At 68.9% G+C, this 15,007-nt stretch carries 11 protein-coding genes; 6 read left to right on the top strand and 5 right to left on the bottom strand.

From position 1 onward, the window contains the following. Positions 1-533: 533 nt before the first annotated feature. A complete protein-coding gene (locus ABID97_RS19265) occupies positions 534-2,393 on the bottom strand; it encodes an ABC transporter ATP-binding protein (RefSeq protein WP_354400055.1) in 1,860 nt (619 codons plus the stop codon). A 30-nt stretch (positions 2,394-2,423) separates the two neighbouring features. Continuing rightward, a complete protein-coding gene (locus ABID97_RS19260; RefSeq protein ID WP_354400053.1) occupies positions 2,424-3,365 on the bottom strand; it encodes a LysR family transcriptional regulator in 942 nt (313 codons plus the stop codon). A 99-nt stretch (positions 3,366-3,464) separates the two neighbouring features. Here ABID97_RS19260 and ABID97_RS19255 point away from each other — a divergent pair, with 99 nt between their 5' ends. Both ABID97_RS19255 and ABID97_RS19250 read left to right on the top strand, forming a co-directional pair. After that, positions 3,465-4,283, top strand: a complete 819-nt coding sequence (locus ABID97_RS19255) for a DODA-type extradiol aromatic ring-opening family dioxygenase (protein WP_354400052.1) — start codon at positions 3,465-3,467, stop codon at positions 4,281-4,283. A 92-nt stretch (positions 4,284-4,375) separates the two neighbouring features. Beyond that, positions 4,376-5,251 (top strand): alpha/beta fold hydrolase, encoded by an 876-nt coding sequence (locus ABID97_RS19250; RefSeq protein WP_354400051.1) that lies wholly within the window; start codon positions 4,376-4,378, stop codon positions 5,249-5,251. Between the two features lie 17 nt (positions 5,252-5,268). Here ABID97_RS19250 and ABID97_RS19245 read toward each other — a convergent pair whose 3' ends face one another. Beyond that, positions 5,269-6,234: an aldo/keto reductase gene (locus ABID97_RS19245; protein WP_503012782.1), complete on the bottom strand. Its 966-nt coding sequence runs from the start codon at positions 6,232-6,234 to the stop codon at positions 5,269-5,271. Positions 6,235-6,275: 41 nt separating this feature from the next. Beyond that, positions 6,276-7,400, bottom strand: coding sequence for an ABC transporter substrate-binding protein (locus tag ABID97_RS19240; protein ID WP_354400049.1), 1,125 nt, complete (start codon positions 7,398-7,400; stop codon positions 6,276-6,278). A 116-nt stretch (positions 7,401-7,516) separates the two neighbouring features. Here ABID97_RS19240 and ABID97_RS19235 point away from each other — a divergent pair, with 116 nt between their 5' ends. Then, the gene (locus ABID97_RS19235; protein ID WP_354400048.1) at positions 7,517-8,446 is read left to right on the top strand and encodes a LysR substrate-binding domain-containing protein; all 930 of its coding nucleotides are present in this window, start codon (positions 7,517-7,519) and stop codon (positions 8,444-8,446) included. A gap of 20 nt (positions 8,447-8,466) precedes the next feature. On the opposite strand, the gene ABID97_RS19230 is transcribed toward ABID97_RS19235, so the two are convergent. Further along, positions 8,467-9,300, bottom strand: a complete 834-nt coding sequence (locus ABID97_RS19230; protein ID WP_354400046.1) for a CmcJ/NvfI family oxidoreductase — start codon at positions 9,298-9,300, stop codon at positions 8,467-8,469. Between the two features lie 169 nt (positions 9,301-9,469). On the opposite strand from ABID97_RS19230, the gene imuA reads away from it, so the two are divergent. Genes imuA through ABID97_RS19215 form a run of 3 tightly spaced genes read left to right on the top strand, consistent with a single transcriptional unit; the run spans position 9,470 to position 14,943 of the window. After that, positions 9,470-10,276 (top strand): translesion DNA synthesis-associated protein ImuA, encoded by an 807-nt coding sequence (gene imuA / locus ABID97_RS19225; RefSeq protein ID WP_354400045.1) that lies wholly within the window; start codon positions 9,470-9,472, stop codon positions 10,274-10,276. Next, positions 10,245-11,594: a Y-family DNA polymerase gene (locus ABID97_RS19220; RefSeq protein WP_354400043.1), complete on the top strand. Its 1,350-nt coding sequence runs from the start codon at positions 10,245-10,247 to the stop codon at positions 11,592-11,594. The genes imuA and ABID97_RS19220 overlap by 32 nt, the downstream gene beginning before the upstream one ends. Beyond that, positions 11,587-14,943, top strand: a complete 3,357-nt coding sequence (locus tag ABID97_RS19215; protein ID WP_354400042.1) for an error-prone DNA polymerase — start codon at positions 11,587-11,589, stop codon at positions 14,941-14,943. Before ABID97_RS19220 ends, ABID97_RS19215 begins: the two co-directional genes overlap by 8 nt. The last annotated feature ends 64 nt before the right edge of the window (positions 14,944-15,007 follow it).

Here is a 15,007-nt window from a genome sequence, read left to right as displayed (position 1 = left end):
ATGCGCGTGGGGTGTGCGGGAAGCGGCAATGCGCATGGCCTGCGCATCGTCGAGTGGACCCTTTTCCTCGGTCCATCGGATCGCCTCGGTGACTACCGCGTCAGGAAAAGCAGATTCGCGCAACGCGGTGTTGGTCAACAGGGTCCCTTCGCTTTTGGCGCCCCGGGGGAGACCGGGGCGCGCAAATTATGCCCGGCGCGCTGCGAAGGACCCATGAGAAACGGGGCCTCTTACGGCCCCGCTATGGTTCAGCGTGCGAGTCGAAAACGCGTGCGCGGTCTCAGCGAAGGCCGAAGAACGACAGCACGGCCACGACAACCACGATCAGACCGACGATATAGATGATTGAACTCACGGGGGAACTCCTCGTTGATGACGACAGCTTCAGCATGGCGCCCAGGGAGGCTGCCTGCTGTCGGCGAGGGGCGGCCTGTGCTGTAGGACTTGCGAAGACCTGGCCGAGCGCCGTGACCGCGCCACCTCATCCGCGACAAGCTGGCCGCATCTCAGTAACGCTTGCTGACAAGAAGCGCTCAAGCCCGCAGCGCCTCGTCGTCTTCGTCGAGCGAATCCCCCAGGAAGCCGCCGCTCTGGTGGGCCCACAGCCGTGCGTAGAGCCCGCCTTTCGCCATCAGCGAGCGGTGGTCGCCTTCTTCCACCACGCGGCCTCCGTCCAGCACGATGAGCCGGTCCATGGCCGCGATGGTCGAGAGGCGGTGCGCGATCGCGATCACCGTCTTGCCTTCCATCAGCCGGTAGAGGCTTTGCTGGATGGCGGTTTCCACTTCGGAGTCGAGTGCGCTGGTGGCCTCGTCGAGCAGCAGGATCGGCGCGTCCTTCAGCATCACGCGGGCAATGGCCACGCGCTGGCGCTGGCCGCCCGAGAGCTTGACGCCGCGCTCGCCCACATGCGCCTGGTAGCCGCGCCGTCCGCTCGCGTCGCCCAGCGACTGGATGAATTCGTGCGCCTCGGCGCGGCCGGCGGCGGCTTCGATCTGCGCCTCGGTCGCATCGGGCCGGCCGTAGGCGATGTTGTCGGCCACCGAGCGGTGCATGAGCGAAGTGTCCTGCGTGACCATGCCGATGTGGCTGCGCAGCGAATCCTGGGTCACATGCGCGATGTCCTGCCCGTCGATCAGGATGCGGCCGCTCTCCAGGTCATGAAAGCGCAGCAGCAGGTTCACCAGCGTCGACTTGCCCGCGCCCGAGCGGCCCACAAGGCCGATCTTCTCGCCGGGCCGCACGACCAGGTTCAGGTCGTCGATGACGCGGCGGCCCGCATCCGCGTAGCGGAAGCTCGCATGCTCGAAGCGCACCTCGCCGCGCGGCACCTCGAGCACGGCGGCATCGGGCGCGTCGAGCACGGTGCGCGGGCGCGACAGAGTCTTCATGCCGTCCTGCACGGTGCCGATGTTCTCGAACAGGCTGGTCATCTCCCACATGATCCAGTGCGACATGCCCTGCAGCCGCAACGCCATGGCGGTGGCCGCGGCCACGGCGCCCACGCCCACCGTGCCGTTCGACCAGAGCCACAGCGCGGTGCCGGCCATGCCCGCCGTCAGCCCCATGCTGAGCGTGTGGTTGACGATCTCGAAGGCGCTCACCAGCCGCATCTGCCCGTAGCCGGTGTACATGAACTCGCGCATGGCCTCGCGCGCAAAGCCGGCCTCGCGCTGCGTGTGGGAGAAGAGCTTGACGGTCGCGATGTTGGTGTAGGCATCGGTGACGCGGCCGGTCATCAATGCCCGCGCATCGGCCTGCGCCTTGCCCACTTTGCCCAGGCGCGGCACGAAGAACATCAGCGAGGCGGCATACAGCACCAGCCAGACGATGAACGGCAGCACCAGCTGCACGTCGAGCACGCTCACCAGCACGATGATGGTCGCCACGTACACGCCCATGGCCACCACCACGTCGGCCAGCACGAAGAGCGTGTCGCGCACCGCGAGCGCGGTCTGCATCACCTTGGCCGTGATGCGGCCCGCGAACTCGTCCTGGTAGAAGGCCATGCTCTGGCCCAGCATCACGCGGTGAAAGTTCCAGCGCAGCCGCATCGGCAGGTTCACCGCGAGCGTCTGGTGCTTGACGATGGTCTGCAGCGCGACCACGGCGATGCTGATCACCAGCAGCGCGGCCAGCCCCATGAGCGTGTCGCCGCGCTCCGCCCACAGACGTGCCGGCACCTGGCCGCCGAGCCAGTCGACGATGCGTCCGAGCACCGCGAACAGCAAGGCCTCGAAGGTCGAGATCACCGCCGTGAGCGCCGCCATGGCGGCCATCTTGAGGCGCAGGCCATGGGTGCAGGCCCACAGGAAGGCGAAGAGGCCCGCCGGAGGCGGCGACGGTTCGGCGGCGGGGTAGGGGTGGAGCAGTTTTTCGAAGAAGCGGAACAAGGCGGGCAGTCTCCAGGCGAAGCAGCGACTTTAGCCCCGGGCGGCATTCCCTTGCCCCGAAAGGGTGCGTTTGGCGGTGGCCGGCGGTTGGCCGCCCAGCCGCTCGCCCAGAAAGTCGATGAAGCTGCGCAGCTTGGGGGCCATGTACTGGCGGCTGGTGTACACCGCGAACAGCGTGACCGGATGCGGGGCGTGGTCGGGCAGGAGCCGCACCAGCCGGCCCGCCGCCAGGTCGTCGTCGACCAGCCATTCGGGCAGGAAGGCAACGCCCATGTCCGCGCGCACCGCATGCAGGGTGAGCGTGGTGTCGTCCGAGCGCATCACCGGTGCGAGCCGCAGTGGAAACATCCGGCCGCCCGGTCCCTTGAGCGAAAGATTCTCCAGGTTCACGTAGCTCGGCACGATGGCGCCGAGCCGGGCCACGTCGGCCGGCAGTACCGGGCTGCCCATGCGGCGCAGGTAGGCGGGCGTGCCGGCCAGGTGAAAGGGCACGCGGCACAGCGGCCGCGCGATGAGCGCCGGCGAGGGCTCCTGCGTGGCACGCAGCGCCAGGTCGTAGCCATCGGCCGCGAGGTCGACCTTGCGGTTTTCCAGGTGGATGTCGACCAGCACTTCGGGAAAGCGCTCGCGGTAGTCGGCCAGCACGCGCGCGAAGCGCGGCGTGGCACACCACACCGGCGCGCTCACCTTCAATTGCCCGCGCGGCGCCTCGCTCTTCTGGCCGATGGCGGCTTCGGCCGCATCGAGCAGGTCGAGGGCGCGCCGGCTCTGTTCGTACCAGGCGGTGCCGGCTTCGGTCAGGCTCAGGTGGCGGCTGGAGCGGTGCAGCAGGCGTGCGCCCAGCGACTTTTCGAGCTGCGCCACGTGCTTGCTTGCCATGGGCGGCGACATCGCGAGCCGCTCTGCGGCGGCCACGAAGCTGCCCGCTTCGACGACCTCTCGAAACACGCGCAGGCTGGTCAGGCGGTCCATGAAGATTTCCTCAGGAGAAATGAACCGATGCATCCTAGCGTGTCGATTTCTTCATGGGAAATGTCTACAGTCGATGCAACGCTTTCAAGGAGCATCGACTTGACCCACGACCACAATACCTCGCGCCTGCCCACGTACTTCATCTCCCACGGCGGTGGCCCCTGGCCCTGGATGAAGAAGGAGATGGGCGGCGTCTACGACCGCCTGGCCGCCGCGCTGGCCGACATGCCGCGGCAGATCGGCCGCACCCCCGACGCCATCCTCATGGTGTCGGCCCACTGGGAGGCGCCCGTCTTCACGGTGCAGGGCAACCCACGCCCGCCCATGATCTACGACTACGGCGGCTTTCCCGCCCACACCTACGAAGTGCGCTATGAGGCGCCCGGATCGCCCGAACTCGCGCAGCGCGTAAAATCGCTGCTTGCGGTGGCCGGGCTTCCCGCGGCCATCGACCCTGAACGCGGCTTCGACCACGGCATGTTCTCGCCCATGAAGGCGATGTACCCCGATGCCAATGTGCCGGTGGTGCAGCTGTCGCTCAAGCGCGGGCTCGATCCCGCGGAGCATCTCGCGCTCGGCCGTGCGCTGGCGCCCCTGCGGGACGAGAACGTGCTGATCGTGGGCAGCGGCCTCAGCTATCACAACCTGCGCAACTTCGGCCCGCAGGCGCATGGCGTCTCAAAGGATTTTGGCGACTGGCTCGACCACACCGCCGTCGAGGCGGCACCAGGGGAACGCGTGCAGCGGCTGCAGGAATGGGCCTCGGCCCCGTCGGCACGCATGGCGCATCCGCGCGAGGAACACCTGGTGCCGCTGATGGTCGCTGTCGGGGCCGCCGAGCAGGAGCCCGGCGAACGCGTGTATCACGAGGACGACTTCATGGGCGGGCTGGTGGTGTCGAGCTACCGCTTCGGTTGACAAAGCTGCCCGGGTGGGGGCTGCCGCGGATGCCAGGAACGGCATGCCACCGGTTCGCCGCAGCTTCCAATGCCAAGCGGCAGAATCTCACGATGTCTTCCATTTCCGCTCCAGATTCCAATACCGAAGCCCGCCTGCTCATCGAACGCATCGCTGCAAGCGGCACGCGCCATGACGTCGTCCATGGCGGTGTTCGCGTCTGCTGGCGCCGCTTCGGTGCCGAACATGGCGGCCGTCCCCCGCTGGTGCTGCTGCATGGCGGCCATGGCAGCTGGATGCACTGGCTGCGCAACGTCGAGGCGCTCTCGGCCGAGCACATGCTGTGGCTCCCGGACATGCCCGGGTTCAACGACTCCGATGCGCCGCCGCGCGTTGCGCCCGGCGAGGATTCGCTCGGCCCGCTGCTCGATGCGCTCGGCGGATCGCTCGACCAGTTGATTGGCGCGGGGACGCCGATCGACCTGGGCGGTTTCTCGTTCGGCGGACTCACGGCGGCGCGCTTCGCGGTGCGGCGCGGTGCGATCCGGCGGCTCGCGCTCGTGGGCAGCGGCGGGCACGGCACGGTGCGGCGCATGGCGGTGCAGATGATCAACTGGCGTGCCGCGCCGAACCGCGAAGAAGAGCGCGCCGCGCTGCTGCACAACCTTGGCGCACTGATGCTGCACGACAAGGCCGCCATCGATCCGCTGGCTTTCGAGATCCACGACATCTCCTGCCACGGCACGCGCTTTCGCAGCAAGGAGGTGTCGCAGGCGGGCGGGCTGCAGGCCGCGCTCGACACGCTCGGCGGACCGCAACTGCTGCTCTGGGGCGCCTGCGACGTCACCGCCGATCCGCGCCCGCTGGTGGCCAGGCTCACGGCCGGCCATCCGCAGCGCGAAGGCGTGGTGATCGACGGCGCAGGACACTGGGCGCAGTACGAGCGCGCCGACGAATTCAACCGGCTGCTGCTGCGCTTCCTGGGTTGACGGACAAGGGCCCCGGGCTAGGGGAGCCCGATCGCGCCCGCATGGCTGCGCCAGAACGCCGCATCCGGCAGGACACCGGCGCCGGCCGCGGCGTTGTCAGCCATGTGCTCGGCGCGGCTGGTGCCGGGAATGGTGCAGGTCACGGCGGGATGGCCGAGCACGAACTTCAGCAGCACCTGCGCCCAGCTCGTGCAGCCGATCTCGCCGGCCCACGGAGGCAGCGGCTTGTCGCGCAGCCGGCGCAACAGGCCGCCGCCGCCGAAGGGCATGTTGACGATCACCGCCACGCCGCGTTCGGCCGCAAGCGGCAGCAGGCGCTGCTCGGCCTCGCGCGCGTCGATCGAATAGTTGATCTGCAGAAAGTCGAGCTTCTCGGCACGCAGCACGGCTTCCACGTCGCCGTAGGCCGAGGCGGTGTAGTGCGTGATGCCGATGTAGCGCACGCGGCCCTTGTCCTTCCAGCGGCGCAGCGTGGCCAGATGGGTTTTCCAGTCGAGGAGGTTGTGCACCTGCATCAGGTCCATGCGCCCGGTGCGCAGGCGCGTGAACGACTGCGCCATCTGCGCGATGCCGGGCTCGCGGCCCGAGGTCCAGACCTTGGTGGCGAGAAACGCCGCCCCGGTTTTGACCTGCTTCGATGCGGCCAGCAGCTCGCCGGTGGTTTCCTCCGAGCGGCCGTACATCGGCGAGCTGTCGATCACCTTGCCGCCCGCGGCAAAGAGCGCCTCCAGCACGCCGGGAAGGCGCTTGTATTCGTCGGTGCCGGGGCGCTGGTCGAAGCCGATCCAGGTGCCGCAGCCGATCACCGGCAAGGCTTCCTGGGTGCCGGGGATGAGGCGGGAGTTCATTTGCATTGCGGGCCTGCCTTGGTGCTGCGCGAACGCGGGCAGCGCGGCACTGGCGCACAACGCAGCGCCGAGCCTGAGCAGCTGGGCGCGCGTGAGGGCAGGGGGCTGCGCATCGTTCGTGAAGGACGTCGTCATCACGAACGAAATTCTGCGCCAGGAAGCGCGCCCCCGGAAGCTCAGCGCAGGTAGCGCCCGTCGGCCTTGAGCATCGACAGCTCGGAGAACGTGAGGCCGCGGTGCTCGCCGGGCCGGTACGACACGGCAATGCCGCCGATGTCGAGGGTGCGGAACGACTCGAGTCCCTTGTGCAGCGAATCCGGCGTGGGGTTCGCTCCAGCGCGCTTCAATCCCTCGACCATGATCTTGGCCGCCACGTAGCCTTCGAGGCTGGCATAGCTGTACTCGGTCGCGCCGATTTTCTTCATCGCCGCCTGGTACTCGGCAATCACCGGCATGGCGCTGTTCCACGGATACGGTACGACCTGCGAAATGACCACGCCGGCTGCGTCCTTCTTGATGTCCTGGAACAGCTTCTGGCCGTTCAGCAGCGAGAACGAGTAGAAGGCCGTTTCGCCGCCCGCGGCACGGTAGGCCGAGATGAACTTGGCCGCCACCTCATTGGTGGCCGACAACACCACCGCCTTGGGCTTGAGCTTGGCCAGTTCGGCGGCGCGTTCGGCGGCGTCGGATCCGTCGTTCTTGATGGCCACGCTGCCCGCCAGTTTCTCGCCGCGTTCGGCCACGAACTTCTGCGTGCTTTCCAGCGCCGAGCGCGCGCCGGGATTGTCGTTGTGCGCAAAGCCGATGCGGGTGAGGCCGATGGTGAACAGGTGGTTCACGATGCGGGCGTATTCCTCGTCGTAGCTGATGCGTACCGGAAAGCCATACTCCGATGCCTTCACGACCGGGGCCGCGCCGGTGTACGGGCCGACGACGGGGATCTTGAGCTCGTTGGCCGCCTTCAGCGCGCCGACGGACGACGAGGTGCCGATCGGCATGAGGATGCCGATGGCGCCTTCCTTGGCGAAGGTCTTGACGTTCTCGGCGCCCTTGGCGGGATCGAAGGCGTCGTCGAGCTGGCGCAGTTCGACCGGCCGGCCATTGACGCCGCCGTTGGCATTCAGCGTGGTGAAGAAGGCGCGGATGCCGACCAGGGGTTCGGTCGACAGGGACGCGAGCGGCCCGGTCTGGACGTAGGTCTGCCCGATCAGGAGCTTGGTCTGGGCCTGCGCGGCGGGGGAGAGTGCGAGGACGAAGGCGGCCAGGGTCGAGGCGAGCGCGTGAATCTTTTTGTATTTCATGGTCACAAATTGTTAACTGGCTGATCTTAAGACGCCGGTGCCCAGCGGGTAAACCGCTCTGTGGTTGCGGCGCAGCACGTCCGCCGTCAGAATCCCGGCTCATATTCATCATGGGAATGCCACTTTCGCTCCTTCGCCTGTCCTCGCTGGACCTGGTGCGGGGCTTCGTGGCGGTGGGCCGGCGCATGAGCATTTCGCTGGCGGCACAGGACCTGTGCCTGACCCAATCGGCTGTCAGCAAGCAGGTCCACGCGCTCGAAGCGCAGCTGGGCGTGAAGCTGCTGCTGCGCGGGCACCGCTCGATTTCGTTCACGCCCGAAGGCGAGCGGCTTTTCCGCAGCGCGGACGGCGCGGTGCAGCAGCTGCAGGACGTGATGGGCGGCCTGCGCCAGGCCGGCGAGCAGCGCCCCGTGACGCTCAGCGCCAGCATCGGCATGACGGGGCTCTGGCTGCTGCCGCGGCTCAGCCAGGTGCAGAAGCTGCATCCGGGCGTGGACGTGCGCGTGTCGGCCAACAACCGGCTCGCCGACCTGCGCAACGAGGGCATCGACCTGGCCATCCGCTACACCACGCCCGCGCTGGCACCGGCCGGCGCGGTGCGGCTCTTCGGTGAAACCGTGGCGCCCGTGGCGCATCCGTCGCGCGGGTTGGAGCCGCTGCGCTCGGCCGGCGCCGTGTCGCGCCTGCACCTGCTGGACTTCGACGATCCGCAGCATCCGTGGTTGCAATGGAACGGCTGGCTCGCCTCGGTGGGCTGGGCCGATGCGAAGCCGCAGTCGGTGCTGCACTTCAACCAGTACGACCAGCTGATCCAGGCGGCGTTGGCCGGGCAGGGCGTGGCGCTCGGGCGGCTCGAACTGATCAGGCCGCTGCTCGACGAGAAGCGGCTGGTGCGGCTGGTCTCGCCGGTGCCCGCGCAGGCATCGGGGCACGCCTACTGGCTGATCCAGGCCGAGGCCGAGCCGCGCGAAGAGGTGCGCCACGTGGCCGCCTGGCTGGCCGCCGAGGCGCGGCTCTCAGGCGATGCGGCGGACGGCGGTTCCTGAGCCGCAGCACCGCGTCCGGCTCATTCGAACACCACCAGGCAGCGGGCCTCGATGCTCTGCCGCGGCGGCGCGCCGGCCGGTGCATCGGGATGGTCGAAGGCCGCATGCGGCGTGAAGCGCGAGACGCCGCCCAGTTGCGAGTCGTACTGCTTGAAGACCAGCGCCTCGTGCCGGTCCATCGCCGAAAAGTAAGACCACCGGTGCGCGGGCGAATGCGTGGCCAGGTAGATCTCGCCGGTGCGCTCGGGGTAGCGCACTTCGGCGGCCACGAGGTCCCCGGCCGTCACGGTGCGCGCGTCGCAGACGGCCAGCGGCGTGTCCAGCACCGGCCCCCTGATCGAGCGCCAGACGTTGACGATGCAGTAGCGCCGCACGGCCGCGGCTTCATCGGGGTCGGTCAGCACCATGCCGAGCCGGCGGCGGCCGGAGTCTTCGGTGTAGTCGTTGTGGATGCGGCCGTTGGCGGCGGCCTTGCCGTGGGTGGCGCGGCGGCCGAAGCTCAGGGCCGTGCGGTCGGCTTCGCGCTGGCGCACGAGGTGGTCGAACACGAAGGCCCGCGTGCTGCCTGTGACGGCGAGCGCCAGTTCCGCCACCTCGCGGTGGTAGACGGCCGTGACCTCGGCGTCGTCCAGGAAGTCCGAGACGGCGGTGGGCGCATCGCGCAGCACGAAGCCTTCGCACTCGATGTGGGGCGGCGTGGTGGCCGCGCGCGCATCCGCGATCGGCATCGGGCGCAGTTCGTAGCTGCCGCTTTCCCATGGCGTGCCGGGTGGTGGCGGAAAGATGTAGCTGAAGGGGCGCAGCAAGGAGGGCTGGAGGTAGTTGAGGCCGGCGGTGACGGTGGGCGGGTTCATGCGAGCTCCTTTTGCCTGCATTGGAGCCAATCCCGGGCGCCGGCTCAACCGACTTCTGCGCGCATTCACATGAACCATAGGAATATGAAATCAAGGAAACGAAGAATGCCATTCTTCGTTGTTGCGGGCCACGGAATACTGTATAAAAATACAGTTAACAGTCGCAATCATGGGCCTTCCTTTCCTCGACTCCTTTTCCGCTGCCGCCGGCCGCGGCGTCTGGCACGCCGACGAGCTCGGCCTGGCCGACGCACAGGTCGCCGCCACTGGCCACGCCGCGCTGGACGCGGAGTTGCCGGGGGGCGGCTGGCCGGTCGGCGCCATGACGGAGCTGCTGCAAGCCACGCCCGAGGCGCATGTCTGGCGGCTGCTGCTCCCCGCCCTGGCACGCGCGGTGGAAGCGCGGGGCGGCCCGGTGGTGCTGATCGGCGCCCCTTATGAACCTTGCGGGCCCTCGCTGGCGGCGCAGGGGCTGCCGGTGGAGGCGCTGATGTGGGTCCGAAGCGAAGCCCCGGCCGCGAGGCTGTGGGCCTGCGAGCAGGCATTGCGCTGCGCGGACGTGGCGGCCGTGCTGGCTTGGCTGCCGCAGGCGAGGGTGGGCGAACTGCGGCGGCTGCAGTTGGCGGCCGCCCAGCATGAGGTGCTGCTTTTCGTCTGCCGGCCCGAATCGGCCGCGCAGGGCGCGTCGCCCGCGCGGCTGCGGCTTCAGGTGGAAAGCTGCGCGCCCGACAGCGCGCAGATCGAATTGCGCATCCTCAAGCGCCGCGGCCCGCCGCTCGCCGCGCCTGTGATGCTGCCCGCGCGCAACGAGCGCATGGCCGCCTTGCTGGCCGCCGCGCGGCTGCGCCGCAAGCTGCGGCTGCAGCAGCAGGGCACGGTGCCAGCCGGCGAAGCGGCAGCGTCGGCCACGGTGGTGCGCATCGACGCGTGGAAGGGAGGCGCCAATGCACTGGATCGCATTGCGGTGGTCGCCTGAAACCGATGCCTCCGAAGCGCCGGTCCTGCCCACCCCGGAAGCGCTGGGCTGGTGGGCGCTGCAATACACACCGCATGTCGCGTGGCAGGACGAAGCGCTGATGCTCGAGGTCTCGGCCTGCGAGCGGCTGTGGGGCGGGCGCTCGTCGCTGATGCGGCAGCTGGCCCACGAGAACCCCGCGCCGGGCGCCGTGATGCGCGGCGCCCAGGGCGCCACGAGCCTCGTCGCGCTGGCCCGGCTGCGCCTGTTCGAGCGCAACGAGCATCGGCCCAGGGACATTCCCGCAGGCCTGCCGCTGGACACGCTGAGCGCCGCGCGCGAGCACCTCGACCTGCTCGCGCGGCTCGGCTGCCGCACCTGGGGCGATGTGGCTGCCTTGCCGCGCGGCGGCCTCACGCGGCGCTTTGGCGCGGGGCTGCGCGAAGCGCTCGACACCGCCTGGGGCCTGCGGCCCGAAAGCCACCGCTGGCTCACGCTGCCCGACGTGTTCGAGCAGAAGCTCGAGCTGCCCGCGCTGGCCGAAACCGCGCCCGAGCTGATGTGGTCGGCCAACCGCCTGCTCACGGCGCTGCAGTTCTGGCTGCGTGCGCGGCAGCGCGGCGCCCGCGCGCTCGAACTGCAATGGACGCTCGATCTCAAGCGCTTCAACGGCGTGAACCTGCCGCCGCACCAGCAGGTCACGGTGCGCACGGCCGAGCCCACGCAGGACATGGCGCACCTGCGCCGGCTGCTGTCCGAAAAGCTCGCCCTCACCACGCTGGCGGCGCCCGCGAGCTGGCTGCGGCTGCGCACGCTCGAAACCGATCCCTGGGCCGGCGCCAGCACCAGCTTCCTGCCCGAGGACAACCGCAAGGGCGACAAGCTGCACGAAATGGTCGAACGGCTCAGCGTGCGGCTCGGGCCGCAGCAGGTGGTGGTGCCCGCGGCCGCGGCCGACCACCGGCCGGAGCGCAAGCAGGCCTGGAGGCCCGCGCTGCAGAAAGCCAAGTCATCGCCGGACAAGACCCGCAAGGAAGCGAAGGCCGCGGCCTCGCAGCCCGATGCCATCTACCCGCCGTGGCTGTTGCCCGAACCGCTGCTGCTCGAGATGGACGGCGAGCGCCCCTGCTACCGCGGTCCGCTCGGCAAGCTGGTCGGGCCGCAGCGCGTGGAGGCGGGCTGGTGGGGCGGCAAGGAAGACGGCGGCCAACCCGCGATGCGCGACTACTACATCGCCGAAAGCCCCGGGGCCGGCCTGGTGTGGATCTTTCGCGAGCGGCCCTCTGCGCGGTTTTCACCGGGCGAGGTGCGCTGGTACCTGCAGGGGCTCTATGCCTGACCTGAGCGAAAAGCAGCTGCGCGGGCGCAACGCCGCCAAGGTGCATGCGCTGCCGTTGCCGTTGCGCAGGAAGTCTGCGCCGGCATTGCCGGACTATGCCGAGCTGCACTGCCTCACCCACTTCAGCTTCCAGCGCGGCGCCTCGACGCCCGAGGAGCTGGTCGAGCGCGCCTACCAGCTCGGCTACGCGGCACTGGCCATCACCGACGAATGCTCGGTTGCGGGCATCGTGCGCGCCCATGTCTGCCTGCGCGAACTGCCGGCCAAGCTGGAGGAATACGAGCGCGAGCACCCCGACGAGCCGCCGATCCCGCGCAACCCCGGTTTCCGGCTGCTCTTTGGCAGCGAGTTCCGCTTCGAGCGCTTCCGGCTCGTCGTCATCGCGAGCGGCACCGAGGGCTGGGGCAACCTCTGCGAATTCATCACCGCCGCGCGCAACACCGAGCTGCCCAAGGGCCAATACCGCGTGAGCTGGGAAGGCAGCGACGTCGCTTCGCTGCAGGATTGCCAGGTCCTCTTCGTGCCGCACCGCATGCCCGGCGGTGCCCTGGAGGCTGCCACGCTGCATGAAGACCTGATGGCCGCCAAGGCGCTCTACGGGGAGAACCTGTGGCTCGCGGTCGAGATGCTCAACGAGCTCGACGACGACCTGTGGTTCGTCGCGCTGATGGAGGCGGGCGAGCAGGCCGGCGTGCCGCTGGTGGCCGCCGGCGACGTGCACATGCATGCGCGTTCGGCCAAGCCGCTGCACGACGTGCTCACGGCCGTGCGCGAAGGCAAGACCGTGGCCGAGTGCGGCTTTGCGCTGCAGTCGAATGCCGAGCGCCATCTGCGCCAGCGCGTGCGGCTGGCCGAGCTCTACCTGCCCGGGATGCTGTCGAACACGCTGGCGGTGGCCGCGCGCTGCAGCTTCGATCCGGAGGTCATCCGCGAGAACTACCAGTACCCGCTCGAAACCGTGGGCAGCCGCGAGACGCCGGCCGAGACGCTGGTGCGCAAGACATGGGAGGGTGCGAGCGAGCGCTATCCGCACGGTGTGCCCGCCAAGGTGCGCGAGCAGGTGCAGAAAGAGCTCGACCTGATCCTGGAGCTCAAGTACGAGATGTTCTTTCTCACGGTGGAAGACATCGTGCGCTTCGCGCGCTCGCAGCACATCCTCTGCCAGGGTCGCGGCTCCTCCGCCAATTCAGCGGTCTGCTTCTGCCTGGGCATCACCGCCATCGACCCCGAGAAGGGCCACCTGCTGTTCGAGCGCTTCCTGAGCCGCCACCGCCACGAGCCGCCCGATATCGACGTCGACTTCGAGCACCAGCGGCGCGAGGAAGTCATCCAGTACATCTACCAGAAGTACGGTCGCGAGCGCGCGGCCATCGCGGCCGTCGTCATCTGCTACCGCTCGCGCAGCGCCTTGCGCGACGTGGGCAAGGCCCTGGGCATCGACCAGCGCCTGATCGACGAGTTCGCCAAGGACCACTACTGGTTCGACGACACCGTGCTTGGCGACCAGCTGTTCAAGGCGGCCGCGCGCGTCGGCGTGGAAGAAGACGAGCTCAGGCTGGTGCAATGGATCGAGATGACGCGGCGGCTCAAGGGTTTTCCGCGCCACCTGAGCCAGCACGTGGGCGGCTTCGTGCTCACGCACACCAGGCTCACGCGGCTGGTGCCGGTCGAGAAGGCGTCGATGAAAGACCGCTCCGTCATCCAGTGGGAGAAGGACGACCTCGAGGCCATGGGCATGCTCAAGGTCGACGTGCTCGCGCTCGGCATGCTCAGCGCCATCCGCCGCGGGCTCGACCACATGAACCGCTGGCGCGGCTCGGCGGTGCAGATGCACCACATCCGAAGCGACGACCAGAAGGTGTTCGACATGATCTGCGACGCCGACACCGTCGGCGTGTTCCAGATCGAGAGCCGCGCCCAGATGTCGATGCTGCCGCGCTTGAAGCCGCGCCGCTACGAAGACCTGGTGATCGAGGTCGCCATCGTGCGGCCCGGGCCGATCCAGGGTGGCATGGTGCATCCCTATCTCAAGCAGCGCGAGCGCCTGGCCAAGGGCCTGGCGATTCACTACGAGAAGGAAGAACTGCGGCCCGCGCTGGAGCGCACGCTGGGCGTGCCGATCTTCCAGGAGCAGGTGATGCAGATCGCGATGATCGCGGCCGATTTCACCGCCGACGAGGCCGACCAGCTGCGCCGCGCCATGGCGGCATGGAAGCGCAAGGGAGGCCTGGACAAGTTCCACGACAAGCTCGTGCAAGGCATGATCCGCAAGGGCTACAAGGCATCGTTCGCCGAGTCCATCTTCAAGCAGATCCTCGGCTTCGGTGACTACGGGTTTCCCGAAAGCCACGCCGCGAGCTTTGCCTTGCTGGTCACGGTGAGCAGCTGGCTCAAGAACTACGAACCCGCGTGCTTTCTCGCGGCACTGCTCGACTCGCAGCCGATGGGCTTCTACAGCCCGTCGCAGCTCGTGCAGGACGCGCGGCGGCATGGCGTGGAAGTGCGGCCGGTCGATGTCACCTGCAGCGCGCTGGACACCACGCTCGAAGCCCGCGCGCCCGATGCGCCGCGCATGCCGGCAGGCACCGACGCACGCTATGCCGATCGCCTGGGCAACGAGAACCAGCCCGCGGTGCGGCTCGGCCTGCGCCTGGTTTCGGGCCTCGGCGAAGCCGGTGCGAAGCGCCTGCTCCAGGCGCGTGCGCAAGCGCCGTTCACCAGCACCGAAGACCTGGCCCTGCGCGCCGAGCTCGACGGCAAGGACATGGCCGCGCTGGCCGCGGCCGATGCACTGATGCCGCTTTCGGGCCATCGGCGCCAGCAGGTGTGGGATGCCACGGCGCAGCGCCGTTCGCCCGCCCTGCTGCGCGGCGTGCCGATCAACGAGCAGGTGCTGCAGCTGCCGGCCGCACCCGAGGGCGAGGAGATCGTCGGCGACTACGCCGCGCTCGGCCTCACGCTGCGCCGCCATCCGCTTGCGCTGCTGCGCCCGCGCCTCGCGCGCATGAAGCTCATGAGCGCCGAGCAATTGCGCGCACTGCCCAGCGGCCAGACCGTGCGCGCCTGCGGCATCGTCAAGGGGCGGCAGCGCCCGGGCACCGCCAATGGCACCATCTTCGTCACGCTCGAGGACGAGACCGGCAACGTCAACGTCATCGTCTGGAGCCATGTCATCGAAGCCTGGCGCGAGCCGCTCCTGAAGTCGCACCTGCTGGCGGTGCAGGGCACCTGGCAGCGCGACGACGACAGCGGCGGCAAGGTGCAGCACCTGATCGCCACCGGCTTCAAGGACCTGACGCCGCTCATGGGGCGGCTGGCACAGAGCAACACCAGCCGCGACTTCCATTGAGGCAACCGGATCGAATGCAACCGATCGTTCCATGCCTCGCACGCCCCTCGACTTTTCGCTAACC

The organism is Variovorax sp. OAS795 (assembly GCF_040546685.1).
Classification (GTDB): domain Bacteria; phylum Pseudomonadota; class Gammaproteobacteria; order Burkholderiales; family Burkholderiaceae_C; genus Variovorax.
This window is presented reverse-complemented; position numbering and strand designations above follow the sequence as displayed.

Bases quoted from the DNA above. Each gene is read 5' to 3' on its own strand.
- imuA (WP_354400045.1), top strand. From the start codon at position 9,470: ATGGGCCTTCCTTTCCTCGACTCCTTTTCCGCTGCCGCCGGCCGCGGC.
- ABID97_RS19260 (WP_354400053.1), bottom strand. From the start codon at position 3,365: ATGGACCGCCTGACCAGCCTGCGCGTGTTTCGAGAGGTCGTCGAAGCG.
- ABID97_RS19250 (WP_354400051.1), top strand. From the start codon at position 4,376: ATGTCTTCCATTTCCGCTCCAGATTCCAATACCGAAGCCCGCCTGCTC.
- ABID97_RS19215 (WP_354400042.1), top strand. From the start codon at position 11,587: ATGCCTGACCTGAGCGAAAAGCAGCTGCGCGGGCGCAACGCCGCCAAG.
- ABID97_RS19230 (WP_354400046.1), bottom strand. From the start codon at position 9,300: ATGAACCCGCCCACCGTCACCGCCGGCCTCAACTACCTCCAGCCCTCC.
- ABID97_RS19245 (WP_503012782.1), bottom strand. From the start codon at position 6,234: ATGACGACGTCCTTCACGAACGATGCGCAGCCCCCTGCCCTCACGCGC.
- ABID97_RS19235 (WP_354400048.1), top strand. From the start codon at position 7,517: ATGCCACTTTCGCTCCTTCGCCTGTCCTCGCTGGACCTGGTGCGGGGC.
- ABID97_RS19220 (WP_354400043.1), top strand. From the start codon at position 10,245: ATGCACTGGATCGCATTGCGGTGGTCGCCTGAAACCGATGCCTCCGAA.
- ABID97_RS19240 (WP_354400049.1), bottom strand. From the start codon at position 7,400: ATGAAATACAAAAAGATTCACGCGCTCGCCTCGACCCTGGCCGCCTTC.